This window comes from Rhizobacter sp. P5_A1, from assembly GCF_056400745.1.
Genome location: NZ_JBFUKR010000036.1, coordinates 1 through 22,959, shown reverse-complemented (window position 1 = coordinate 22,959; position 22,959 = coordinate 1). Strand labels below are relative to the sequence as shown.

Below are 22,959 nucleotides of genomic sequence, written 5' to 3'. Positions count from 1 at the left end.
GTGCGCTCGTGCCACCCCGATGGCGAAGCTTTGCCTACGCGACGGAGACCGAGATCAATGAGCACTTCAACGAGGAGACGAAAGTGAAAAGAATCTGCAGACCGAATAACGGGGCACTGCGACCGGTTGCCGTCGCCGCTGCCATGTGCGTCATCGGGGCCAACGCGCTCGCCGTCGAGATCGACGCGGGCAATCCCGATCTGAGCATCCGCTGGGACAACACCATCAAGTACAGCGCCGCCTCGCGCCTGCACGCACAGGACCCCGCCCTGCTGGGCAATCCCAATCTCGACGATGGGGACCGCAACTTCAACAAGGGCCTGATTTCCAATCGCCTCGATCTGCTGACCGAACTGGATGCCGTCTATGCCAAGCGCTATGGCCTGCGTTTGAGTGCCGCGGGCTGGTACGACACGGTTTACAACCGCGCCAACGACAACCCCGGGTTTGCCGGCGGGGCGTTCCCGAATCAGACTTCCGTTTCCTACAACGAGTTCACGGAGCCGACGCGACGCCTGCATGGTCGCAAGCTCGAGGCGCTCGACGCGTTCGCCTTCGCAGGCTTCGATCTCGGCAGCGTGCGCAGCACGGTGCGGCTGGGCCAGCACAGCCTGGTCTGGGGCGAGAGCCTCTTCTTCGGCGGCAACGCCATCGCCGGCGGCATGAACTCGGTCGATGTCATCAAGCTCGTCTCCGTGCCGAACACGCAGTTCAAGGAGGCGATCCGTCCGGTTCCGCAGGTCTCTGCGCAATTCCAGCTCACGCAGAGCATTTCGCTCGGCGCCTACTACCAGTTCAAGTGGCAGCCCAATCGCCTGCCGGCCGTGGGCAGCTACTTCTCCGGCATCGACGTCAACCCGGAAGGCAGCGAGCAACTCCTGCTGGCCGGGCCCGGCAGCCCATTTGCGGCCAACGCGCCGCGGCTGTCCGACCAGCGCGCCCGCAACAGCGGGCAGGGCGGGGTGCAGCTGCGCTTGCGCTCCGACGAAACCGACTACGGCGTGTACCTGGTCCGCTTCCATGAGAAGACGCACCAGCAGATCGTGTCAGTGGGCCTGGCGCCGGCGGCGGGCGGCGGTGTCGTTCCCGGCCCCATCGGATACCGGCTCGTGTACCCGGAGGCGATCACGGCCTTCGGCGTCAGTGCCTCGCGCACCTTCGGCGACGTCAACGTGGCGGCCGAAGCCTCGGTGCGCCACAACCAGGATCTCGCCAGCACCAGTGGCGCGGTGGACGCGTCCTTCTTCGGCGGGCCGGCGAACAACAACAGCGACAACCCTGCATACGCCGTTGGCAAGACGGCCCACATCAATCTCAACGCCTTGTGGACGGTTCCGCGCACGCCGCTCTTCAACGAGGCGACTTTCCTCGGCGAAATCGCCTGGAACCGCGTGTTGTCGATCAGCAAGAATGCCGGCGCCGTCGACGCCAACTCCACGCGGGATGCCGTCGCGCTGCGCATGCAGTTCGAGCCGCTGTACCGGCAAGTCGTAGCGGGCCTGGATCTCGGCGTTCCGATCGGTGTCGGCTACAGCCTCAAGGGTTCACGCTCGCAGGCGCTCGGGATCGCCATGCCGCCGGAGGGCGGGGGCGACTTCACTTTGGGCTTGAACGGCACCTACCTGGGCGTATGGAAGTTCAGCCTGGCCTACACCGGCTTCTTTGGCCCCAAGGCAACGCTGCTGGACGCGAACAACAACTTCTCCTACCAACAGTTCCTGCGCGACCGCGCGTTCGTCGCGCTGTCGGCGAGCCGTACGTTCTGACACCTGCCATCGAGGATCTTCCATGAAACCCAACACGATCAAGTGCTCCGCCGTCATCGTCGCCGTGCTCGTCGCGGCCGGCAGCGCGCAGGCCGGCGTCAGCGCCGAAGAGGCGGCCAAGCTCAAAGGCGAGCTCACGCCGCTCGGGGCCGAGCGAGCCGGCAATCGAGAAGGCACGATTCCGGCGTGGAGCGGCGGGCTGACCACGGTCACGCCCGGATTCCAGAACGGCGGGCGGCGTCCCGACCCGTTTGCGTCGGAGAAGCCGACGCTACAGATCACCGCGAAGAACATGGACCAGTTCGCGGACATGCTCACCGACGGCGCGAAGGCCATGCTCCGGAAGTACCCGGACAGCTTCCGCGTCGACGTCTATCCCACGCACCGTACCGCTGCGGCGCCTCAATGGGTCTACGACAACACCCTTCAGAACGCAACCCGAGCGACCGTGCAGGAGAGCTCCGCGGGCCCGATCAGCAAGGGCGCATTCGGTGGGTTCCCGTTCCCTCTGCCGAAGACCGGCGCCGAGGTCATGCTCAATACGCAGGTGCGCTGGCGTGGCACGGCCTGGAACCAGCAAAGCACCGGGTATCAGGTGACCGCCGATGGACGCCCCGTGCTCGTTCACGCCGTTAGCGTCGACAACATTGCGCCTTACTACTACCGCGAAGAGAAGCCGGAAAACTTCGACGGTGCCTACTGGATGGTCCGCGTGTCGACCTCGGGGCCTGCAATCCGCGCTGGCGAGGCGATCCTCGGGCACCTGTTCCTTGATGAAAGCAAGACGGCCACCTGGGTCTACCTGACGGGGCAGCGCCGCGTCCGCAAGTTGCCCAACTCCTGTTGCGACACGCCTCACCCTACGTCGGCGGGTATCGTGACCTTCGACGAGATCGAGACCTTTGCCACGCGCCTGGATCGCTTCGACTGGAAACTGGTCGGCAAGAAGGAGATGTTCATCCCCTACAACTCGAACCGGATGCTCGTGCCCACCAAGGACACCGATGTTCTCGGACCGCACCACCTCAATCCTGACAACGTTCGCTGGGAATTGCATCGGGTCTGGATCGTGGAAGCCGCGCTGAAGCCCGGACAGCGGCACACCTCGGTGAAGAGCCGCTACTACATCGACGAGGACAGCTGGTGGCCGGTGTTGGCCGACCGTTGGGATGCCAATGGGCAGCTGTGGCGCATGCCCTTCTCCATCCCGGTCGCGATGCCTGACATTCCTGCCGTCGTCGGTACCGCATGGGGTACCTATGACCTGCTGTCCGGAACCTATTTCGTCGCGGAACTGATGAACTCCGCCAAGGAGCAGTACAGGCTGCTTCCGCAGCGCTTGCCGGAGAAGCACTTCTCGCCCGACGCACTCGCCGGCGACAGCGTGCGCTGAGCAGCGTGCGCTCTCAACGCCGACAGCTGGACATGATGGCGGCGTGTTCGCGATATGATTCGATACGAAGCGACTCGTAATAATGCAATTAGGAAGGATTCGACGTGAACACAGAGGTCATCATCGACAAGCAGCGTGAACAGGCGACTGCAGGGCCACGGCCGGTGCGCCGGATCGTCACGGGGGAGAACGCCCTGGGCAAATCCGTTTTCGTGTCGGACGGGCCGACTCCGAACCACACCACGGATCCGGGCACACCGACTGCCCAGGTGGTCTGGGTCACGGGCGAGGCCGCCGCATCGGGTGACGATCCGGCGCCTGCCGGACAGGCGTTCGCGTTTCACTCGAAGGGGGGCTCGCTGCTTCGCGTGGTCGACTTCCCGCCCGACGAGACGTACGACACCGCGCATCTGGCGCGCTTCCTGGACGAACACGGCGTGCGCGACAAGAGCGATGCCCGCCACTTCTGGTTCCACAAGACCCAGTCGCTGGACTATGCATTCGTGCTGGAGGGCGAGATCTACGCGCTGATGGACGAGGGCGAGACGCTGATGCGAGCCGGCGACATCCTCATTCAGCGAGCGACCAACCACAGTTGGTCGAACCGGTCGGGCAAACCTTGCCGCATGGCGTTCGTGCTGCTGGACGCCATCCCGGATAATGGGGCGCCCCAGTAGCTATCGGGAATCTCTTGCCCACCAAAACCGCTTCCCCATCGGCAAAAGCCAAGCCCAAGGCCGGCGAGCGTACCGCGACCTCCGCGCCAGTTCCGGCGCGTCCCCGCTCGCCCGGGCGGGCGCGCAGCGACTCTTCGCGCGTGGCCATCCTCGATGCGACGCTGAAGCTCCTGGAGACCACACCGTTGCAGCAGATCTCGATCGAGTCGATCGCGCGCGAGGCGGGCGTGGGCAAGGCGACCATCTACCGGTGGTGGAATTCGAAGGCCGCGGTTGTCATCGACGCATTTCTACATACCCACGTTCGACACACGCCGATGCCGAAGGGAGTGAGCCCGCGCGATGCGTTGATCCGTCACGTCCATTTGCTGGTGGAGGAGTACAGCGGATGGTCCGGCCGGATCGTCTCGCAGATCCTGGCGGAGGGGCAGGGCGACCCGGACGTGCTGCGCGAATTTCGCGAGCGGTTCTGGTACGGACGGCGCGCCGTCGTTAGCGAGGTTTTTGAAGAAGCGCGCCGACAGGGTGAGTTACGCACCGACATCGACACCGAAATCCAGATGGACATGCTGTACGCGCCCATCTACTTCCGCCTGCTCATGCGGCACCTGCCGCTGGACAAGAAGTTCGCGGATGCGCATTGCGTCGCCATGATGCAGATTCTCGCCCCCCCGGAACAGGAAGCGCGCGCATTGCCTGCGAGGCGGCGCAAGTCCGCCTGAGTCTCTACGACGCCGAGGCCGCGTGCGAGCGGCGAATCCTCGTTCATTCAGACATCCGAAAGCGGACTGCACGCGAGGGGCGAAGTCCGCAAGGGTTTCCACCAACCAAATTACGATACGAGTCGTCTAGTATTTAAGACAATCGTCGCATCGATGATCGCGTCGCGAGCCCCTACCATTTCCGAGAAGGAAGAGCATGAAAATCCTTGGACCAGACTCCCTGACCTTCGGCGTCGATGATGTCGCCGCTTGCGCCCAATACTTCACCGACTACGGATTGACGCCGGTGGGGGTCACGGCGGCGGCCGGTCGCTTCGAGGCAGTTGATGGCACGTCGATCGTCATTGCCCGCCGTGACGATCCCTCGTTGCCGGCCCCGATGGAGACCGGGACGATGCTGCGCAAGACGACCTACGGCGTCGCCGATCGCGCGACGCTCGACGCCATCGCCCTCGAACTCGGGCGCGACCGCGAGGTCAGCCGCCTGCCCGATGGCTCGATCGAGGCTCGCGATGACATGGGGTTCGCGCTCGGATTCCAACTGACCATTCGGCGCAAGATCGACGTACCAGTCGAGGTCATCAATTCGCCCGGCAGCGCGCCGGGGCGCGCCACGAATGTCGTCGGCGCGAATGTGAACGCCGAAGCCCGACCGCTGACCTTGTCGCACGTGGTGTATTTCGTGCCTGATCTGGAGAAGGCTTCCAAGTTCTACGCGGAACGTCTCGGCTTCCGCTTGACTGATCGCTTCACGAACGCCGGGACCTTCTTGCGTCCAGCCGGAACGCTGGATCACCACACGCTTTTCCTGATCCAGACGCCGGCGTTCATGAAGGGCGTGGAGCACTTCACCTTCCACATGTCAGGGCCCACGGCTGTGCTCCAGGCCGGCTCCCGGTTTGTGGCCAAGGGCTACGAGTCCTTCTGGGGGCCGGGCCGGCACAAGTTCGGCTCCAACTGGTTCTGGTACTTCAACAGCCCGGTCGCATGCCATGTGGAGTACGACGCCGACATGGATCTCCACGACGACAGCTGGGTCGCGCGCGAAGCACCGATGCAGGTCGATGAATCGCAGATCTTCCTGTTCCAGCATCGCGAGAAGTGGGCCCCCGGCGGCGCTCCGCCGCCAGCGCAGGGGCACTGAGCGGTTGCATGCCGACCTCCCTTTGCAGGGTGGACGAGATCGTCGACGGTACCGCGCGCGGCTTTGCCTTCGCAGGCGCGCCGCGCGACACGATGTTCGTGGTGCGAAGTGGCGACTCGGTGAGAGCGTGGCTCAATGCGTGCCCTCATGTGGACGGTGCGCCGCTGGCCTGGCGCAAGGATGCCTATCTCAGCGCTGACGGCCAGGCGATCGTTTGCTATGGGCACGGGGCCGTGTTCGACCTGGAGACGGGCGTTTGCACCCAGGGCGCCTGCCTCGGCCAGAGGCTCACCCCCGTTCCCATCGAGCGTGATGCCACGGGCATGCTTTGGCTTCTTCGGGAGCCGGTGCCGCAGCGATAGGAACGCGCGGCGCGTCGCACCGCGGCGAGAATCGCAGGCATGAAACCCATCATCGACGCCGGTTGGCACCACTTCGTCAAGGTGGCCGAGCTGGGGTCGGTTTCGCGCGCGGCGGTCGCGTCGGACGTTCCGCAATCCGTGGTCAGCCGACATATCGCTCAACTCGAGAGCGATGCAGGCTCGCGCCTGTTCCGCCGGACTGGGCGCGGCGTCGTCCTGACGGAACTCGGGCAGCAACTCTATCCACGCATAAAGCGGCTGATCGCCGAGTCGGAGAGCTTCGCCGATGAGGTCCGCGCCAGCCGGGGCGTGCCGGTCGGCGATGTGCGTCTCGGACTGCTGCCCTCGACGGTGCCCTCGCTTGCGGGCCCGCTGTACCAGCGCGTCCTGAAGCAATTCCCGCAGGTGCGTCTGCACCTGACGGAAGGTTCGAGCTCGCAGCTGCAGGAAATGCTGGACGAAGGTCGACTGGATCTTTCCCTGCTGCTGCGCGACGGTGGCGAGGCCAGCGCCGACGAACCGGTCCTGATGGAAGGTTCGCTCTGCCTTGTCCTTGCCAGCAGCGATCCGCTGGCCAATCGGCAGGAGCTTCGCTTCGACGAGGTCGCCAACTTGCCGCTGGTGCTCCCCGGCGAAACCCACCCGTTGCGAGAGAAGCTCTCCTTGCTCGCGCGCAAGCTGGGAGTGACGCTGCGGATCGCTGCGGAGGCGAACTCGATCCGTTTGCAGCACGAGATCGCGGCGTCCGGCGCCGGCTATGCCATCACCTCCCTGTCCATTGCTCCGCACGACCGCCAGCGCCTTGTCGCCTTGAAGATCGTCGAGCCGGTGCTCGCGCGTGCCGTGGTGCTGGCGGTGGCGCGCCACCGGCCGCACACGCTGGCAACCCGGGAGATCCGTGGGCTGCTGCTTTCGATGGCGCCGGACATCCTGTCCCAAGGCGACATCGCCTGAGATTTCGCGTGGGCGGATAGCTGCTATCGCGCGCGCAGCCTCGCCCCGGGCGCGCGGCGAACCTACAGTCTTGCTGTGTTCCATGCCGCTGCTCCCGCGGCTTGGCTGCCTATCCCTCACAAGCGAGTTCATCATGCTTCCTTACAAGCGCGCAGATGCCCGGGCCTGGGCCCGGGAGAACCTGATCGGCTGCTCGGCCGTCACGATCCCGAGCTACTCGGCAGACCTCAAGCAACTCAACGATCGCGGCATCAGCCATGACGTCGCGCTCGCCAAGGAGCTCGGATTCAAGCACACGCTGCTGTGCGCGGAAGTGGCCATCACGCCGCAGGAGAACGCGCGGTTCACGGCCCTCGCAGCGGAGACGGCGGGTCCCGGCTTCGGCCTGTTCTTCCACGCAGCCTTCAACACGCTCGCGGAGAACATCGAGGCCGTCAAGCTGGCCGAAGACGCGGGGGCCACGATGGTGCTGCTCTCCTATCCCGCGCAGTTCTGGCCCACCACCGAGCAGGAGGTCTACGACTACACCAAGCAGCTCTGCGATGCCACGAAGCTGGCCGTCATGCTGTTCCCGCTGCCGGCCTGGGGTTTCGAGCGCATCCACCCCGCGGGCATGTCGGTGCCATTCGTGCGGCGGCTGCTGAAGGACTGCCCGAACATCGTCGCAATCAAGTCGGAGCAGGGTTTCCCGCTGCCGGCAGGGATCTGCGAGATGTACTACCACTTCCGCGACGAGGTGGTCATCAGTTGCCCGATCGAGGGCGATGCGATCCCGCTGATGGCCGTGATGAAGATGCAGTTCTCCGGCACCAGCAACACGCAGTGGATGGGCGACTACTACCCGCGTGCGTTCGAGCTGGCCCGCACCGGGCAGTTCGAGCAGGCGATGGAGATGTACTGGAAGGTCAACCCCGCTCGCGGCGCGAATGGAGCGGCCACCCAGGCCTATATCGGCGGCACCTCCACACTGAACCGGACGATGTGGAAGTACCAGGACTGGCTGGCGGGCTTCAATGGGGGCCCGCTGCGCGCGCCGGCGATGCGCGTGCCGGACCGCCTGATGAAAATGCTTCGCCAGGGCTTGGTGGCGTCCGGGCTTCCCGTGACGTCCGATCCCGACAGCCAACACATGATCGGGCGGCACCCCTGTTGAGGCCGGATGATGACGATGCTTGCACGCCGCGACTTTCTGGGGGGGATCGGCTGCCTCCTGCTTTCATCTGCCCGCGCGGCCGATGTGCTGCACGTGATCGTTCCGTATGCAGCGGGCGGCATCACCGACATCGGGGCCCGCGTCATCTGCGAGCACTTGGGACCGGTGTTGGGACAGCCCGTGATCGTCGAGAACCGGCCGGGTGGCGGCACGCGGATCGGGACCGCCGCCGCGTTCGCGGCGAAGCCGGATGGCAACACGCTGCTGCTCACCAACATTGCCTACAGCATTCTGCCGCTGGTCGACCCGTCGGTGAAATACGACGCCCTGACCGCAGCCGCGCCCGTGGGAATCGCTTCGGTCTACCCGATCGCGTTGGTGGTCAACGCGGCGCTGCCCGTGAAGACATTGCGCGAGTTCATCGACTACGCGCGCAAGAACCCCGGCAAGCTCAGCTACGGCAGCGCCGGCCCCGGCAGCGGGGCGCATCTGGGCGGCGAACTGTTCAAGTCCTTGACGGGCACCCACCTCGTCCACATTCCGTATCGGTCCACCTCGAATGCGCTTGCCGATGTCGCGGCAGGTCGAATCGACCTGACCTTCGACGCCACCGCCATCGAACTTGCCAAGACGGGGCAGGTCCGGATCCTGGCGGTGTCGGGCACCGAGCGCGACCCGCGGCTGCCGAACGTGCCCACAGTAGCGGAAGCCGGGTTGAAGGGCATGGAGACGGCCTCGTGGTTGGGCATCTTCGCGCCGCCGGGCACACCGGCGACCGTCATCGAGCGCCTGAACAAGGCACTGAGTGTCGCGGTGCAGAACGAAGGGTTGAGGGCGCGCTTTCGTGACCTGGGAATGCTCCCCCGCTCCGGACCTCCGAGCCTGCTGATCGACCAGGTGCGCCACGACACCGAGCTGTACCGGCGCGTCATCAACGAAGCCAAACTGAAATTCGAATGAACCCCATGAACCTGAATCCTTCTGTGATCGCCGACGCCGACGCCGACGCCGACGCCGACGCCGACGCCGACGCGCCGCTGTTCGTCTCCTCCGAAACCGCTGCCGCCGTCTTTCAGTGGCTGCCCGCGGTGCGCGCCCTGCAGGAAACCTATGCGCGGCCATTGGGACCCCATTCCGTTCCCCGACGCACGATCGCTGCCGGGGCGGCTGAGCGCGCGTCATTGCGAACCATGACCGCAGTGCCGCCGGGATCCCGCTACTACGGGGCCAAGCTGATGGGCATGGCGTTCGGGCCGGCAGGGCGGCAGCTCGAGTACGTCGTGGTCCTGTTCGACGCGACAACCGGTTCTCTGGCCGCCATCGTCGACGGCAACCTGGTGACCGCGTATCGCACGGCCGCCACATCCGCCGCCGCGCTGGACCGCTTGGCGCCGCGGGCCGCAGCCCGCCTGGCCGTCTTGGGAAGCGGCCTGGAAGCACGCATGCATACGCTCGCGATTGCCGCGGTGCGCGAGCTGCGCGAGATCACGGTCTTCAGTCCGACACCGGCCAAGCGAGCGGCGTTTGCCGACACCATCGGCGCCGAGTTGGGCATCCCTGCGCGCACGGTCGATTCGCCCGCCGAGGCGGTTGGCGGCGCGGACATCGTGCTGGCGGCAGCCCGCTCGCACGGCGAGAAACCCATCCTCCACGGCTCCTGGCTGGAGTCGCACGCGACGGTCGTGTCCATCGGGTCGACGCTCCCCGATCAGCGGGAGGTCGACAGCAGCGTGGTCGCCCGCGCTGGCCTCATCGTCTGCGACAACGTGGAGGAAGTGCTCGAGGAATCCGGTGACATGCTGGCTGCCAGGCAAGACGGCGTCGTGCTCGATGCGAAGTGCGTCAGCCTGAACGACCTGATGGCCGGCAGGGTGAGCAGTGATCGCCGCGAAGGCGCGGTGGCCATGTACAAGTCGGTCGGTTCCGGCCTGCAGGACGTGGTCGTGGCCGGCATGATCCTCGACCTTGCTCGCACGGCCGGACTGGCCGTGCCTCTGCCCATCCGATTCGAAACCAAGCGCATCGGCTGATGCGGCGAACTATGAGAAATCTTCTGAAAGATCCCGAACTGTTCCGCACCGCCGCCTTCGTCGGCGGCGAGTGGATCGATGCCACGCCGCATGGCAAGTACACCTTGCGCAATCCCGCGACCGGTGAGCCGCTCGTCGAGCTGCCTCGCTTCAAGCAGGACGAGACAGCGCAGGCGATAGAGGTCGCGCATCGCGCGTTCCTTGCCTGGCGCCGCACCACCGCCAAGCAGCGATCGGAGGTGATGCGTCGCTGGTACGACCTGATGATCGTGCACGCCGACGACCTCGCGACGCTGATCACGTTGGAGGAAGGCAAGCCGCTGGCTGAAGCGAAGACCGAGGTCCAGTACGCGGCGTCGTTCCTCCAGTGGTTCTCCGAAGAGGCCAAGCGGGTGCGCGGGGACGTGATCCCGGCGCCCAAGGACACCCAACGGATCGTGGTGCTGAAGGAGCCGATCGGCGTCTGCGCGGCCATCACGCCCTGGAACTTTCCTGCGGCGATGATCACGCGCAAGGCGGGTCCAGCGCTGGCTGTAGGCTGCAGCATGGTCGTCAAGCCGGCGAGCCAGACGCCGCTCACGGCACTTGCGTTGGCGGAGCTGGCCCGGCGCGCCGGCGTGCCGGCTGGCGTCTTCAACGTCCTGACGGGAAATGACAGCCGCGACATCGGCAACCAGCTCACGTCGCACCCACTGGTGCGCAAGATCACCTTCACCGGATCGACCGAGGTGGGGCGCGTATTGCTGGCGCAAGCCGCGGGCACCATCAAGAAGTGCTCGATGGAACTGGGTGGCAATGCACCCTTTATCGTCTTTGATGACGCGGACCTCGACGCTGCGGCGGATGGCGTGGTCGCAGCCAAATTCCGCAACACCGGCCAGGCGTGCATCAGCGCCAACCGGGTGCTCGTACAGGCCGGCGTGTACGACGCGTTTGCGGCCAAGCTGGTCGAGCGTGTCCGCAAGTTGCGCGTCGGTAATGGCCTGGAGCCTGACGTGCAACTTGGACCGCTCATCGATGACGCGGCCGTCGAGAAGGTGGAGGAGCACATCGCGGATGCCGTCGCAAAGGGTGCGACGGTGCTGTACGGAGGGCATCTCCATTCGCTTGGCGGCCGCTTCTTCGAGCCGACTGTGGTGGCCGGCGCCACGGTGCAGATGGCGCTGTCGCGAGAAGAAACCTTCGGACCGCTCGCGCCGCTCTTTCGTTTCGAGACGGACGAGGAGGCGTTTTCGATCGCGAACGCGACCGAGTATGGCCTGGCCGCCTATCTGTACAGCCGCGACGCCGCCCGTATCTGGCGCGCATCGGCGGCCATCGAGTCCGGGATGATCGGCATCAACTGCGGATTGATCTCGAACGAGGTGGCGCCGTTCGGCGGCGTGAAGCAAAGCGGGCTGGGGCGCGAGGGTTCGCACCACGGCATCGAAGAGTTCCTGGAAGTGAAGTACTTATGCTGGGACGGGCTCGCGCCGATATTCAGCTGAAATCGAGGCGCCACACACCGGCGATACAGGCAAGTGCGCGGCGATGACTGACTTGCGATGCATGCGGCAGTTCATGCCAACGTAGTTGCCCATAGGTCTCGCGCCAACCCGTCTGGGTCGCGCAGAACCCGTGTCGCAGAGTCCCAGCACAACGTGCTGCGAACCGGGGGCTCATACAGCGGCCATTGTCCGACCGGGACGGGGCTTTCACCACGAATGAAGTGGACCAAGGCGATGTGCATTGCACGCGCCAACTCGAGCGCACCCGCCTGCCGCGAGGCGATACCAGGGGGCAATTGGTCCCACCAGAACGGAAGATCGGACACATGCGCGGGGCGCCCGTCGGTCTGGCCGTCGAGTCCAAGATCGAAGCGATACATCCAGACCGGCTCGCCGTGCTGCCCGATACGCTCGGCCAGTCGCAGCGCGGGTATCCAGTACTCCTCGGCCGTCAGCACTCGGATCCGACATTCGAGCGACGACAAATTCGGGAACATTGCCAAGTACGTTCGCTCCAGTGCAATCACCCGGTCTGGGGTCGTGTGGGCCAGTTCATCGGATGTCGGCGAGTCGGGCGAGCGAGTCAGGTCGATGAATGCTGCAGCTTCCTGTTGTGATGTGCCGACCAGCGCAGGCACGGGCACGATATTGCCCCGATCGAATTGCTCCAGCACGGGCGCGGGCAGGAACGTCCCATCCACCACGGGCCTGAACGGAAACTTCGCGCCCCAGCGTCGGCCTGCGGACTCTTGAGCCGCCAAGAGGGCTGCGGTGGGCAATGCGATCAGTCGAGCCGCCTCCTGCGCGGGTACCTCAGCTTCCTGCCGCACCAGTTCAGCAACATCTGCGGCTGCGCGCACGCCATGGAAGGTATGCACGCCCCCGCTGGCGACCATGAGGCGGTGGAATAGCCCTCGCGCGCTGGGCACGCCAAGCAAGGTCGCGGCATTCTTCGCGCCGGCGGATTCGCCGCCGAGCGTGACCCGCGAAGGATCACCACCGAATGCGCGGATGTGACCCCGCACCCATTCGAGTGCGAGAACCAGATCACGCAGCGCATTGTTAGCGCTGCCACTGTAGGACTCGTCGACCACGTGGCCCAGTTCAAGGAAGCCGAACACGCCGAGCCGGTAACCCACGGTCACGCACACCACGCCATTTCGTGCGAAGGACGCACCGTTGTACTCCAGCCGGCGCGTGCTGCCGATGGTCTGCCCGCCACCGTGTACCCACACCAAGACTGGATAGGAGCCCGCAGCGGGTGGCGCCCACACGTTCAGAGCCAGACAGTCCTCGCTCATCTCGTCCGGGGCGTGCCCGACCGAGGCGTCGTAGGGCTGCATCGGCGCGGGCGCGAACTGGGTGGCGTCGAGCACGCCGGCCCATGGTTGAACGGGTTGCGGGGCCCGGAACCGCAGCGCGCCAGTCGGTGCCTGCGCGTACCGGATGCCCCGGAACACGTGCACGCCCTCCATGGCCCGCCCGCGGAGGAGGCCCAGCGCGGTCGTGGCGACCACGTGGTCGTCGCACCTGGCTGCCGGTGGCGCGAGAGACGGTCCCGTCACGGCTCAGGCAGATCGAGGTGGCAGGCCACCTCGTGTCCCTTCGACACGGACCGCAGCAGCGGCTCGTCCTGCTCGCAGCGCGCGAAGGCATGGGGGCAACGCGTGCGAAAGCGGCAGCCGCTGGGCGGATTGACCGGGCTGGGAACGTCGCCGGAGAGCACGACACGGTCGAGCGCCACGCGTGGATCGGGCCGCGGCACGGCCGATAAGAGCGCCTTCGAATACGGGTGGCGTGGAGAGGCGAAGAACGCGCGACGCTCGGCGATCTCGACGATCTTGCCGAGGTACATCACGGCCACCCGGTGGGTCAAGTGCTCGACGATGGCGACGTCGTGGCTGATGAACACCAGTGCCAGACCCAGCTCGTCCTGCAGTCGCGCCAGCAGGTTGACGATCTGCGCCTTCATCGAGACGTCCAGCGCAGACACCGCCTCGTCGCAGACGATGAGTTCGGGATCACAAGACAGTGCGCGCGCAATGCAGATGCGCTGGCGCTGGCCGCCGGAGAACTCGTGCGGGTAGCGTTGAGCAGCATCGGCGGGCAGCCGCACCAGGTTCAGTAGCTTGCGCACGCGCGCGTCGATCTCCGCATCACCGGTGGCCAGGCCGAAATTGACGGCCGGCTCGGCGATGATGTCGCGCACCTTTTGGCGCGGATTGAGGCTGCCGAACGGATCTTGAAAGACCACCTGCATGCGCTGGCGCAACGGCCGCAACTCCGCTGGTGACAGAGATTCGATCGCTGTGTCGCCCAGGCGGATCGTGCCGGCCGTCGGCTTGTCAAGGCGGAGGATGGAGCGACCCACGGTCGACTTTCCGCAACCGGACTCGCCGACGATGGACAGCGTCTCGCCACGCGCAAGCGAAAAGCTCACACCGTCGACGGCGCGCAACTGCGCACGGGCGCGGCCGAACATGTTGCGATCGACCGGGTAATGCTTTTTCAGGCCCTCGACCTGCAGGATCGTCGGATTCGGGTTCATGCGTTGACCTCGATGGCGACGTGGTGGCAGGCGGCCCAGTGGCCGGGCGCCCATTCATCGGTGCTCGGCGTTCGGCTGCGGCAAAGCGCGTCGGCCCGGCCACAGCGGCTCGCGAACGCACAGCCGACCAGTGGTTTACGCAGATCGGGCACGCTGCCTTCGATCTCGGCCAACTGGCTGCGTCCTTCATGCGTGAGCGAACTGCCCAGCTTGGGCACCGCGCCGAGCAGGCCCTGGGTATAGGGATGGAGCGGCCGATCGAACAACTCGCCCACGGCCGCCTCCTCGACCTTGCGGCCGGCGTACATCACGATGACTCGATGTGCGGTCTGCGCGACCACGCCGAGGTCGTGGGTGATGAGCATGATCGCCGTACCCAGGCGGCGCTGCAGGTCGCGCATCAAATCGAGGATTTGCGCCTGTACGGTTACGTCGAGCGCCGTCGTCGGCTCGTCGGCGACCAACAGCTTTGGATTGCAGGCCAAAGCGATGGCGATCATCACGCGCTGGCACATGCCACCAGACAACTGGTGCGGATACTCCCGCAGGCGCCGCTCGGGCGCGGTGATGCCCACCAAGCGCAGCATCTCGAGCGTGCGTGCCTCAGCCTGTCGATTGTCAAGCCCTTGATGAAGTTGCAGCGTCTCCGCGATCTGGCTGCCTATGGTCAGCACAGGGTTCAACGAAGTCATCGGTTCCTGGAATATCACGCTGATCTCGTTGCCGCGGATACGGCGCATTTCGTCTTCCGGGGCCTGCAGCAGATCGCGCCCATCGAACATGATGCGGCCAACCAACTTGCCCGGCGGGGTCGGCACCAAGCGCAGCATGGCCATGGCCGTCACTGATTTGCCACAGCCTGACTCGCCCACGATGGCCACCGTCTCGCCTGCGTTGATCTCGAACGACAAGCCGTTGACCGAGCGCACCACGCCACTTACTGTGCGGAAGTGGACTTGCAATTTTTCGACCTCGAGCAATGCCATGTCAGATCCTCTTGGCCATGCGCGGGTCCAGCGCGTCGCGCATGCCGTCGCCCAGCAAGTTGACGGCCAGCACCGTCAGCGAAAGAAAGACGGCCGGGAAGAACACCAGCCAGGGTCGGATCTGCCAAACGGCGCGACCTTCGGAGATGATGTTGCCCCAGCTCGGCACGTTGGCCGGCGAGCCGGCACCGATGAACGACAGGATCGCTTCGGTGATCATCGCCGCCGCGCAGATATAGGTGGCTTGCACCGTGATCGGCGCCAGGGTGTTGGGCAAGACATGGCGCAGAACGATCGTCGGCGTTCGGGTACCGGAGGTCACGGCGGCAGCCACGTAGGGTTGCTCACGCAGCGACAGCACCACGCCGCGAACCAGTCGGCTCATGCGCGGCATCTCGGCGATCGATATGGCGACGATGACGTTGGTGACCGAGGGCCGCGAGATCGCCGTCAGTGCGATGGCCAGCAGGATGGGCGGGATCGACATCAGTCCGTCGGTGACGCGCATGATGATCGTGTCAGCCCAGCGCACGAAGCCCGAAACCACGCCCACCGCGACGCCCAGCACCGTTGCGAGCACCGCGACGGCAAAGCCCACGATCAACGACACACGGGCGCCGTACATCACCCGAGCGAACAGGTCGCGCCCCAGCATGTCGGTTCCGAACCAGTGCTCCGCGGACGGTGTCCGTCCACGCAGAGACGGTGTCATTTGGCCGGGGTCGTGCTGTGCGAGCCAGGGGGCCAGCAGCGCCGCGAGCGCCATCAGGGCCAGCAGGCCGCCGCCGACGGCGATCGCCGGGTGGCGTCGCACCCATGTCCACAGCGGACCATGGATCTTCGGCGCCTCGAACAGCTCCGGCAACTCGGCTGCCGAGCCGACCCGGGGGAAAGCAATCGTATTCATCAGTAGCGGATCCGTGGGTCGAGGGCCAGGTACGACAGGTCCACGAGCAGGTTGACGACGAGGTAGACGGCGCTGAAGAACAGGATCACGCCCTGGATCACCGGATAGTCGCGGCGCAGGATCGAATCCACCGTGAGCCGGCCGAGGCCGGGGATGGAGAAAACCGTCTCGGTGGCGACGGCGCCGCCGATCAGAAGCGCCACGCCGATGCCGATGACGGTGACGACGGGCACGGCGGCGTTCTTCAGCGCATGCCGGAACAGCACTGCGCGCTGCGACAGGCCCTTGGCCTTGGCGGTGCGCACGTAGTCCTGTGACAGCACTTCGAGCATGGCCGTGCGCGTGATGCGCGCGATCAGCGCGATGTAGATGCCCCCAAGCGCGAGTGCGGGCAGAATGAGGTGACGCAACCACGGCCACGCTCCTTCAGCGAGCGGCCGGTAGCCCTGCACCGGAAGCCAGCCGAGATTCACCGCGAAGACGAAGGCCAGCAGGTAACCGATCACGAACACCGGCACCGAAAAACCGAACACCGCGCCGACCATCGTCAGGCGGTCAACCCACGAGCCCTGCTTCCACGCCGCGAGCACGCCCAGCGGCACGGCCGTGAATACCGCCACCATCAGTGTCAAGGTCATCAGCGACATGGTCGGACCGAGGCGCTGCGCGATCAGGTCGGCCACGGGCACGCCGGTGAAGATGGAATGTCCGAGATCCCCGTGCGCGATCTGACCCAACCACTCGGCAAAGCGCGCGAGGAACGACCGGTCCAGCCCGAGGGCGGTGCGGATGCGCGCGATGTCTTCGGGCGTGGCCGTGTCGCCGGCCATCAGCGCAGCCGGGTCACCGGGGATGATGTAAAGCAGCCCGAAGACGAACAGCCCCACCCCCAGCAGCACGGGAATCGTGGCGAGAAGCCGGCGCAGGATCGCGTTGATCAGCATGGAAGAAGCCCCTGTTGGTCAGGGCTTGCGCCTCAACGCAAGCCCGTCGTTCGCCTCACTGCCGGCGGATGCCCCAGTAGACCGGCGCCGGCGGATTCACCAGCCCGACCAGGTTGCTCCGGTAGGCGCGCACCTGGAACTGCACCGCGATGGGAACGTAGGGAACCACCTCGACAGCGCGCGCCTGGATCGCGGCCGCGATCTCCTTGCGTTTGGCCGCATCGGCTGCCTCGGAGAACTCGGCGCGCAACTTCTCGATCTGCTCGTCGCAAGGCCAGCCGAACCAGGCCTTGTCGCAATTGGAGCGCAGGCCGAGGTGGCTGTTCGGCTCCAGGTAATCCAGCCCGCCAGGGCCGGAGATAAAGATCGACCAGCCGCCCTTGCTCACAGGCTCCTTGTTGGCGCGGCGCGAGGACACGGTAGCCCAGTCCATCGCCTGCACCTGGGTCTTCAGGCCAATGCTTCGCAGCACCTGGTCGGCGTAGGTTACGAAGGCGTGAATGTTCGCGTTCTCGGCTGCGTCGAGCAGCACGACCGGGGTGCCGTCATAGCCACTTTCCTTCAACATCTTCTTCGCGGCTTCGAGGTCCGGCTTTGGAAAGCCGGCGGTGGCGTAGTAGGGCGAGGAGCAGATGTAGAACGATGAGCACACCTTGTACTGCGAGCTGTCGTCGGTCACGGCCTGCATGAAGTCGGCGCCGTTGACCGCACGCAGCACCGCCTGGCGGACCTTCGCGTTGTTGAACGGCGACTGTAGCCAGTTCATGCGAATCTGCTGCGCGACGCCTGTCTCGTCTTGGTTGACGACCTTGATGCCGGAGGACTTTCTGGCGAGCGAGACAAGGTCGGCGGCAATCTCCTCATGAATATCCAGTTCACCGGCCTTGAGTGCGTCCAGTGCCGTCTGGTGGTCGTTGATGATCTGCCATTCGACGCGGTCGAAGTACGCCTTCTTGCCGCCGGCGAAGCCTGCAGCGGGTTCGCTCCGCGGCACGTAGCCCGGGTTGCGCACGAACACGACCTTCGCGCCAGGAGACCACTCGTCGCGCTTGAACATGAACGGGCCGGAGCCGATGATCGAATCGATGGGCTTGTCGGTGGGTGCCGCCGCGGCCTTGGCCGGCATGATGAAGGGCACCGGCGCACCAGGCTTGGCCAGCGCATCGAGCACCAAGCCCCATGGCCGGGTCAAGGTCAGCTTCATCGTACGTGCGTCCACGGCATCGAATGACTGGGTGTGCGAGAGCAACTGCTGGCCGAAGCTGTCCTTCTGGCCCCAGCGCCTGATCGACGCTACTGCGTCGGCAGCAGTCACCGCTTGGCCGTCGTGGAACTTCAGGCCCTCGCGCAGGGTGAAGGTGTAGACCTTGCCGTCGGCACTGCGATCCCACTTGTCGACCATCTGCGGCTTGACCTGCAGCTTGTCGTCCAGTGCGAACAGCGTGTCGTACACCATGTACCCATAGTTGCGCACCATGGAATCCGAGGTGATCTGCGGGTCGAGCGTCTTCAGGTCGCCGGAGGGGCGAACCTTGAGCACGCCTTGCGCGGATGCCATGGAAGCCACGGCCGCCAGGGCCACGCCGATCAGCGCCTGGGAAAAATTCGAGTGTCGTAGCATGTCGTCTCCTTATGTTCTTGCGCACTGGCCGCGTGCCGGAGTGCGTGAAGTCGCGCCCCGCCTATGCGGAGCTGCCTGACGCGCGCCGCCGGCGCGGCAGCTCCGCAGCAGGTGCGTTGTCGATGTCCATGGCCCCACGTTGCACGAATGCGTAGGCCGCATAGCAGATGGCAGGCATCGGATCGTTGCCGATCAATGGCGGAATGAACGTCACCTCAATCCCGCAACGTTCGATGCCACCCAGCAAGCTGGCATCGAGTTCGTCCAGGACCAGCGCGCGCAGTTCGGCAGGCACCAGCGTGGGCCAACCGGCGATGACGACGTCGCCGACCGCGTCGACGTTGAGGGTGTTGCCCAACGCCTGGCCGATGCGGCGCAGCATGTCTTCGATTCGGCCGCGTGTCGGGCCGGTCAGGGGCAGGTCGTCGAAGCTGTGGTCGCCCGCAGCCAGCAGTCGTTCCTCGGACACGTCGAAGGCGGCGGCGACGGCAGGCAGGCCCGCGTAGGCCTCGAGGCAGCCACGGTGCCCGCAGCGGCACAGGGGCCCGGCGCGGTCCATGATCATGTGGCCGATTTCGACCGTTCGGTGTTCCGCGCCGTGCATCGTGTCGCCGATGCGGGTTGCGCCGATGCCGTGGCCCACGAACAGGAACAGGTGATCCCGGTCCTGCGACTTGGCTTGTATGCCGAAGCCATGCTGAGCCGCCTGAGCCTGAACGGAGTTGGTGAACGCGATCGGCACGCCGTCGAACTGCTCCGCGACCACTGACCTCAGCGTGTCGATGCTGGTCGGGATGATCGGGTTGATGTCGCCGAAGGAGCCGAACCCCGGCAGCGCCACACTGACCTGGCGCACCGAGACGCCTGCCCGCCGGGCCCATTTCGACAACGCTCGGGTCACGGACGCGACCGCACGCTCGACTTCTGCCGAGTCGGGGTTGGGCGAAAGCGCACAGCGATGGGTGTGCTGGATTTCGCCACCCAGCGTGCCGATCCCGGCGCTCACCCGACCGTTCGCCAGTTCCACTCCCGCCACCCTGATCGACCAGTTGATGGCCACGACATTGGTCGGCCCTCCGGGATAGGGCGCCGGCCGGCGCGAATACTCGGACACGAGGTCTTCCGACTTGAGCTCCGCGACGATGCGCGAGATGCTGGCCTCGGTCAGATCGAGTCGCTCCACGAGCTCCCCACGAAAACTGTCGCCTGCCATGAGGAGATGACCGAGCAGGGCTGCCCGCGTTTGACGTCGACTGCGAGGAAAGGGTAGCACCCTGCGCTCCTGATCATTACTTAGAGTAAGTCTAGAGGCCGCACCTCATCCGATCGAGTGGGACAAACCCGACTCGCCGCGTGACGGGCGAGCGTCGCGCCGCAGGCGGCCCTGCGCAAATCGGGTGTTTCTCCCGATTCGTGACTCGTGTCGCCATCCTAGTCTTACGTAGTGTAAGGATCGATCTTGCAGTACGTAAGCATCATGCCTGCACACACAGGAAGAAGCGCAGGCGAGTTGTCGGTCCGAGTTCGGGCGCGTCAACCTGCATCACGTTCACCACAACCCAGGAGACAACCCCATGAAGAAGTTCTTATCAGTCGTCGCAGTGTTCGGCACATTCGCGATTTCCGCGTCAGCCCAATCGTCGGTCACGATCTTCGGCGTGCTGGACGTCAGCCTGAAGCAGGTCCGCAACGGCTCTGCCGGTTCGATCAAGTCGGAGGGCAACGGGGACAATTCGTCCAGCCGCCTCGGATTCAGGGGATCCGAAGATCTCGGCGATGGTCTCAGGGCCGAGTTCTGGCTCGAGAGTGATGTCGGCGTCGACACCGGTAGCGGCGGCCAGTCCGCATCGGCGTCGAACAGTTTCGCGAGCTTCTGGAACCGACGCTCGACGATCAGCCTCACCAGCGCGAATTGGGGCGAGCTGCGCCTCGGCCGGGACTACGTCCCCACGCACGGCGTGGTGTGCGTCTACGATCCTTTCGGTTGCGTCGGCCCCGCACAGGTGACGACCTTCCGGAGTGCCTATGCGGTCAATGCCACGGCCTTTCCAGCGGGTGAGAGCACGCTCGTTCGCGCCAACAATGTGATTCGCTACTACCTGCCATCGAACCTGGGCGGAGTCTTCGGCGACGTGTTCGTCTCCGCGTCCGAGGGCGCAGCCACGTCGGCCGGCGGATCGAGCAAGACCGAAGCCTTGCGGCTCGGCTACGCGGCCGGACCCATCCATGTCAGCGCGGCCACGGTCAGGACGAAGAACACCGCGGTTGCCGGAAGCACACTCAATGACACCGCCTTCGGGGGTTCGTATGACTTCGGCATCGTCAAGATTGGCATGAGCCACCGCTCCTACACGCTCGGGTCTCGCAAGGCAGGCGAGACCATGGCGGCGGCTACCGCCCCCGTGGGCCTGGGCTTTCTCAAGCTCAGCTACGTCGCCGCAAACCAGAGTGGCACCAATGCCGCCGGTGCAGACGTCAGCGCCAACGACGCTTCACTGATCGGCGTCGGCTACGACTACTACCTCTCGAAGCGAACTGCTCTCTACACGGCGCTGGCGCGCGTGTCGAACAAGGGTGCCGCCAAGTTCACCATCTCGGGTGGTCCGGCTGGCATTCTTCCTGGCGAGACGTCGACTGCCTATGAGGTGGGGCTCCGTCACAGCTTCTGAAGTACGCGGCCCGGGCGGCCGTTGTGCGGTGGTCTTGCCGCGTCTGCATCAGGCCTCGATAGGGCTCTGGTGACGCGCCTGGGCACCGAGAGCCAGATCGAGCATTGGCGGGCGATGGCTCGGAGTTCGAGCCATCGCCCGCCTGCCTGAGTCAGCCGAGGCAACTTGCGAGGTATGAGGTCGCCCGTCGGGGCAGAGCCGCCGCTCCCAGCCGGCCCGCACAACTTCCACACCTGGCTGCCTCGCCTTGCTCCCGCAAGGCCTGCGGCATTCTCGGCGCCAATTCAGTTCTGAGCCAAGGCACCGACCGACTATCGAGCCGTGGGTGGAAGCCGACTTCACTTCACACTCCACGTACCACGCCATTGTTTGCGACCACCGGGATCCGCCAGACGTTTTCAACGACATCGACAAAGTTGCTGAACGGTCCCCTTGGGGGAGACGCGAAAAATGCCCGCACCAGTTCATTGCGGATCTGCTGTCTTCATGCTCCGACTCCCCACGTACTTCATCTCCCACGGCGGTGGCCCCTGGCCCTGGATGGAGGACAGTCGCACCCTGTTTGCCCCGCTGGCCGACTCACTGGTGCGGATCACCCGCGAGATCGGCATGCGGCCGAAGGCCGTGCTGTCGGTCTCCGGGCATTGGGAAGAGGCGTCCTTCACTGCGATGGCCAACCCGAAGCCGCCCATGGTGTACGACTACTACGGATTCCCGGCGCAAACCTACACAGTGCAATACCCGGCACCGGGCGCCCCCGAGTTGGCCCACCGCATCGACGCGCTGCTGAGTCGCGCGGGTCTGCCGACGGCGATCGACCCCACCCGTGGCTTCGACCACGGGACCTTCTCGCCACTGGCGGTGATGTATCCGGAAGCCGACGTACCGGTCCTACAACTGAGCCTGCACCGCTCGTACGATCCGGCGCTGCACCTCGCCGCCGGTCGCGCGCTCGCGCCGCTACGCGACGAGGGTGTGCTGATCCTCGGCAGCGGTCTGAGCTTCCACAATCTGCGGTTGCGCGGGCCGGACGCGCTCGTGCCGTCCCGCGCGTTCGATGGCTGGCTGCACGACACGCTCGAACGGCTGTCGCCGTCCGAGCGCAGCGAACGGCTGCTGGAGTGGTCCAAGGCGCCCGCTGCGCGCATCGCACATCCGGCGGAAGACCACTTGCTCCCGCTGATGGTGGCCGTGGGCGCAGCCGAACAGGAAGGCGCCCATACGCTGTACCACGAAGAAGGTGTACTCGGCGGCTGGACGGTCTCAAGCTTCCGGTGCGGCGAACTGCCCACCGGCTGACAGCCCGACGGGTACAGGAATGCACCTGAAATCGTCACTTCTGAGGTACCGACCATGAAAGCTGCTCGTCTCCACTCGTACGGCGATGTCGATCAATTCGCGATGGATGAAGTGCCCATTCCCAAGCCGGGTGCCGGCGAGGTGCTGATCAAGATCGAAGCCTCTGCGGTCAACCCCTTCGATCTGATGGTCCGCCAGGGCTACATGGCCCAGTTGATTCCCTTGGATCTCCCTGCCGTGCTGGGTGGCGACGCTGCCGGCGTCGTGGTGGACATGGGAAGTGACGTGAGCGGCTTC

General features: G+C 65.5%; 21 protein-coding genes. 14 read left to right on the top strand and 7 right to left on the bottom strand.

Features of this window, described 5'->3' with window-relative positions; all coding sequences use genetic code 11:
* Window positions 1-83 precede the first annotated feature (83 nt).
* From AC1DTW_RS25295 to AC1DTW_RS25245, 11 genes are all read left to right on the top strand, one after another.
* Window positions 84-1,766 carry a DUF1302 domain-containing protein gene (locus AC1DTW_RS25295; RefSeq protein ID WP_477984263.1) on the top strand — a complete coding sequence of 561 codons (1,683 nt, stop codon included), beginning with the start codon at window positions 84-86 and terminating at the stop codon, window positions 1,764-1,766.
* Between the two features lie 22 nt (window positions 1,767-1,788).
* Window positions 1,789-3,159, top strand: a complete 1,371-nt coding sequence (locus AC1DTW_RS25290; protein ID WP_477984261.1) for a DUF1329 domain-containing protein — start codon at window positions 1,789-1,791, stop codon at window positions 3,157-3,159.
* Window positions 3,160-3,263: 104 nt separating this feature from the next.
* Window positions 3,264-3,836 carry a cupin domain-containing protein gene (locus AC1DTW_RS25285; protein ID WP_477984259.1) on the top strand — a complete coding sequence of 191 codons (573 nt, stop codon included), beginning with the start codon at window positions 3,264-3,266 and terminating at the stop codon, window positions 3,834-3,836.
* Between the two features lie 14 nt (window positions 3,837-3,850).
* Entirely contained in the window at window positions 3,851-4,558 is a 708-nt protein-coding gene (locus AC1DTW_RS25280) for a TetR/AcrR family transcriptional regulator (protein ID WP_477984257.1), read from the top strand.
* A gap of 196 nt (window positions 4,559-4,754) precedes the next feature.
* Entirely contained in the window at window positions 4,755-5,702 is a 948-nt protein-coding gene (locus AC1DTW_RS25275) for a VOC family protein (protein ID WP_477984255.1), read from the top strand.
* Between the two features lie 8 nt (window positions 5,703-5,710).
* Window positions 5,711-6,064, top strand: coding sequence for a Rieske (2Fe-2S) protein (locus AC1DTW_RS25270; RefSeq protein ID WP_477984253.1), 354 nt, complete (start codon window positions 5,711-5,713; stop codon window positions 6,062-6,064).
* A 39-nt stretch (window positions 6,065-6,103) separates the two neighbouring features.
* Window positions 6,104-7,018: a LysR family transcriptional regulator gene (locus AC1DTW_RS25265; RefSeq protein WP_477984251.1), complete on the top strand. Its 915-nt coding sequence runs from the start codon at window positions 6,104-6,106 to the stop codon at window positions 7,016-7,018.
* Window positions 7,019-7,151: 133 nt separating this feature from the next.
* On the top strand, window positions 7,152-8,171 hold the full coding sequence (locus tag AC1DTW_RS25260) for a dihydrodipicolinate synthase family protein (RefSeq protein ID WP_477984249.1): 1,020 nt from the start codon (window positions 7,152-7,154) through the stop codon (window positions 8,169-8,171).
* A 6-nt stretch (window positions 8,172-8,177) separates the two neighbouring features.
* Window positions 8,178-9,131 (top strand): Bug family tripartite tricarboxylate transporter substrate binding protein, encoded by a 954-nt coding sequence (locus AC1DTW_RS25255; RefSeq protein ID WP_477984247.1) that lies wholly within the window; start codon window positions 8,178-8,180, stop codon window positions 9,129-9,131.
* A gap of 5 nt (window positions 9,132-9,136) precedes the next feature.
* On the top strand, window positions 9,137-10,201 hold the full coding sequence (locus AC1DTW_RS25250; RefSeq protein ID WP_477984245.1) for an ornithine cyclodeaminase family protein: 1,065 nt from the start codon (window positions 9,137-9,139) through the stop codon (window positions 10,199-10,201).
* Between the two features lie 11 nt (window positions 10,202-10,212).
* Window positions 10,213-11,688, top strand: a complete 1,476-nt coding sequence (locus AC1DTW_RS25245) for an NAD-dependent succinate-semialdehyde dehydrogenase (protein WP_477984243.1) — start codon at window positions 10,213-10,215, stop codon at window positions 11,686-11,688.
* Window positions 11,689-11,759: 71 nt separating this feature from the next.
* Here the strand turns inward: AC1DTW_RS25245 and AC1DTW_RS25240 are convergent, their stop codons facing one another.
* The 7 genes from AC1DTW_RS25240 to AC1DTW_RS25210 form a co-directional block, all read right to left on the bottom strand.
* Window positions 11,760-13,205, bottom strand: coding sequence for a carboxylesterase/lipase family protein (locus AC1DTW_RS25240; protein WP_477984241.1), 1,446 nt, complete (start codon window positions 13,203-13,205; stop codon window positions 11,760-11,762).
* 44 nt (window positions 13,206-13,249) lie between these two features.
* Window positions 13,250-14,236 (bottom strand): ABC transporter ATP-binding protein, encoded by a 987-nt coding sequence (locus AC1DTW_RS25235; RefSeq protein WP_477984239.1) that lies wholly within the window; start codon window positions 14,234-14,236, stop codon window positions 13,250-13,252.
* Window positions 14,233-15,222 (bottom strand): ABC transporter ATP-binding protein, encoded by a 990-nt coding sequence (locus AC1DTW_RS25230; RefSeq protein ID WP_477984237.1) that lies wholly within the window; start codon window positions 15,220-15,222, stop codon window positions 14,233-14,235. Before AC1DTW_RS25230 ends, AC1DTW_RS25235 begins: the two co-directional genes overlap by 4 nt.
* Before the next feature lies 1 nt (window position 15,223).
* On the bottom strand, window positions 15,224-16,129 hold the full coding sequence (locus AC1DTW_RS25225; protein ID WP_477984235.1) for an ABC transporter permease: 906 nt from the start codon (window positions 16,127-16,129) through the stop codon (window positions 15,224-15,226).
* Window positions 16,129-17,073, bottom strand: a complete 945-nt coding sequence (locus tag AC1DTW_RS25220; RefSeq protein ID WP_477984233.1) for an ABC transporter permease — start codon at window positions 17,071-17,073, stop codon at window positions 16,129-16,131. The genes AC1DTW_RS25225 and AC1DTW_RS25220 overlap by 1 nt, the downstream gene beginning before the upstream one ends.
* A gap of 55 nt (window positions 17,074-17,128) precedes the next feature.
* The gene (locus tag AC1DTW_RS25215; RefSeq protein WP_477984231.1) at window positions 17,129-18,694 is read right to left on the bottom strand and encodes an ABC transporter substrate-binding protein; all 1,566 of its coding nucleotides are present in this window, start codon (window positions 18,692-18,694) and stop codon (window positions 17,129-17,131) included.
* A gap of 61 nt (window positions 18,695-18,755) precedes the next feature.
* Window positions 18,756-19,907: an ROK family protein gene (locus AC1DTW_RS25210; RefSeq protein WP_477984229.1), complete on the bottom strand. Its 1,152-nt coding sequence runs from the start codon at window positions 19,905-19,907 to the stop codon at window positions 18,756-18,758.
* A gap of 361 nt (window positions 19,908-20,268) precedes the next feature.
* Between AC1DTW_RS25210 and AC1DTW_RS25205 the strand changes: the two genes are divergently transcribed.
* The 3 genes from AC1DTW_RS25205 to AC1DTW_RS25195 form a co-directional block, all read left to right on the top strand.
* Window positions 20,269-21,363 carry a porin gene (locus AC1DTW_RS25205; protein WP_477984227.1) on the top strand — a complete coding sequence of 365 codons (1,095 nt, stop codon included), beginning with the start codon at window positions 20,269-20,271 and terminating at the stop codon, window positions 21,361-21,363.
* A gap of 486 nt (window positions 21,364-21,849) precedes the next feature.
* Window positions 21,850-22,662, top strand: coding sequence for a DODA-type extradiol aromatic ring-opening family dioxygenase (locus tag AC1DTW_RS25200; protein WP_477984225.1), 813 nt, complete (start codon window positions 21,850-21,852; stop codon window positions 22,660-22,662).
* Between the two features lie 54 nt (window positions 22,663-22,716).
* A partial coding sequence (locus AC1DTW_RS25195; protein WP_477984223.1) for an alcohol dehydrogenase catalytic domain-containing protein occupies window positions 22,717-22,959 on the top strand: 243 nt, incomplete at its 3' end.

What these genes read in the sequence shown, in the direction of transcription:
- AC1DTW_RS25210 (WP_477984229.1), bottom strand. Translation starts at nt 19,907, where the DNA reads ATGGCAGGCGACAGTTTTCGTGGGGAGCTCGTGGAGCGACTCGATCTG.
- AC1DTW_RS25250 (WP_477984245.1), top strand. Translation starts at nt 9,137, where the DNA reads ATGAACCTGAATCCTTCTGTGATCGCCGACGCCGACGCCGACGCCGAC.
- AC1DTW_RS25225 (WP_477984235.1), bottom strand. Translation starts at nt 16,129, where the DNA reads ATGAATACGATTGCTTTCCCCCGGGTCGGCTCGGCAGCCGAGTTGCCG.
- AC1DTW_RS25290 (WP_477984261.1), top strand. Translation starts at nt 1,789, where the DNA reads ATGAAACCCAACACGATCAAGTGCTCCGCCGTCATCGTCGCCGTGCTC.
- AC1DTW_RS25220 (WP_477984233.1), bottom strand. Translation starts at nt 17,073, where the DNA reads ATGCTGATCAACGCGATCCTGCGCCGGCTTCTCGCCACGATTCCCGTG.
- AC1DTW_RS25230 (WP_477984237.1), bottom strand. Translation starts at nt 15,222, where the DNA reads ATGGCATTGCTCGAGGTCGAAAAATTGCAAGTCCACTTCCGCACAGTA.
- AC1DTW_RS25275 (WP_477984255.1), top strand. Translation starts at nt 4,755, where the DNA reads ATGAAAATCCTTGGACCAGACTCCCTGACCTTCGGCGTCGATGATGTC.
- AC1DTW_RS25255 (WP_477984247.1), top strand. Translation starts at nt 8,178, where the DNA reads ATGATGACGATGCTTGCACGCCGCGACTTTCTGGGGGGGATCGGCTGC.
- AC1DTW_RS25245 (WP_477984243.1), top strand. Translation starts at nt 10,213, where the DNA reads ATGAGAAATCTTCTGAAAGATCCCGAACTGTTCCGCACCGCCGCCTTC.
- AC1DTW_RS25260 (WP_477984249.1), top strand. Translation starts at nt 7,152, where the DNA reads ATGCTTCCTTACAAGCGCGCAGATGCCCGGGCCTGGGCCCGGGAGAAC.
- AC1DTW_RS25205 (WP_477984227.1), top strand. Translation starts at nt 20,269, where the DNA reads ATGAAGAAGTTCTTATCAGTCGTCGCAGTGTTCGGCACATTCGCGATT.
- AC1DTW_RS25235 (WP_477984239.1), bottom strand. Translation starts at nt 14,236, where the DNA reads ATGAACCCGAATCCGACGATCCTGCAGGTCGAGGGCCTGAAAAAGCAT.
- AC1DTW_RS25200 (WP_477984225.1), top strand. Translation starts at nt 21,850, where the DNA reads ATGCTCCGACTCCCCACGTACTTCATCTCCCACGGCGGTGGCCCCTGG.
- AC1DTW_RS25215 (WP_477984231.1), bottom strand. Translation starts at nt 18,694, where the DNA reads ATGCTACGACACTCGAATTTTTCCCAGGCGCTGATCGGCGTGGCCCTG.
- AC1DTW_RS25265 (WP_477984251.1), top strand. Translation starts at nt 6,104, where the DNA reads ATGAAACCCATCATCGACGCCGGTTGGCACCACTTCGTCAAGGTGGCC.
- AC1DTW_RS25270 (WP_477984253.1), top strand. Translation starts at nt 5,711, where the DNA reads ATGCCGACCTCCCTTTGCAGGGTGGACGAGATCGTCGACGGTACCGCG.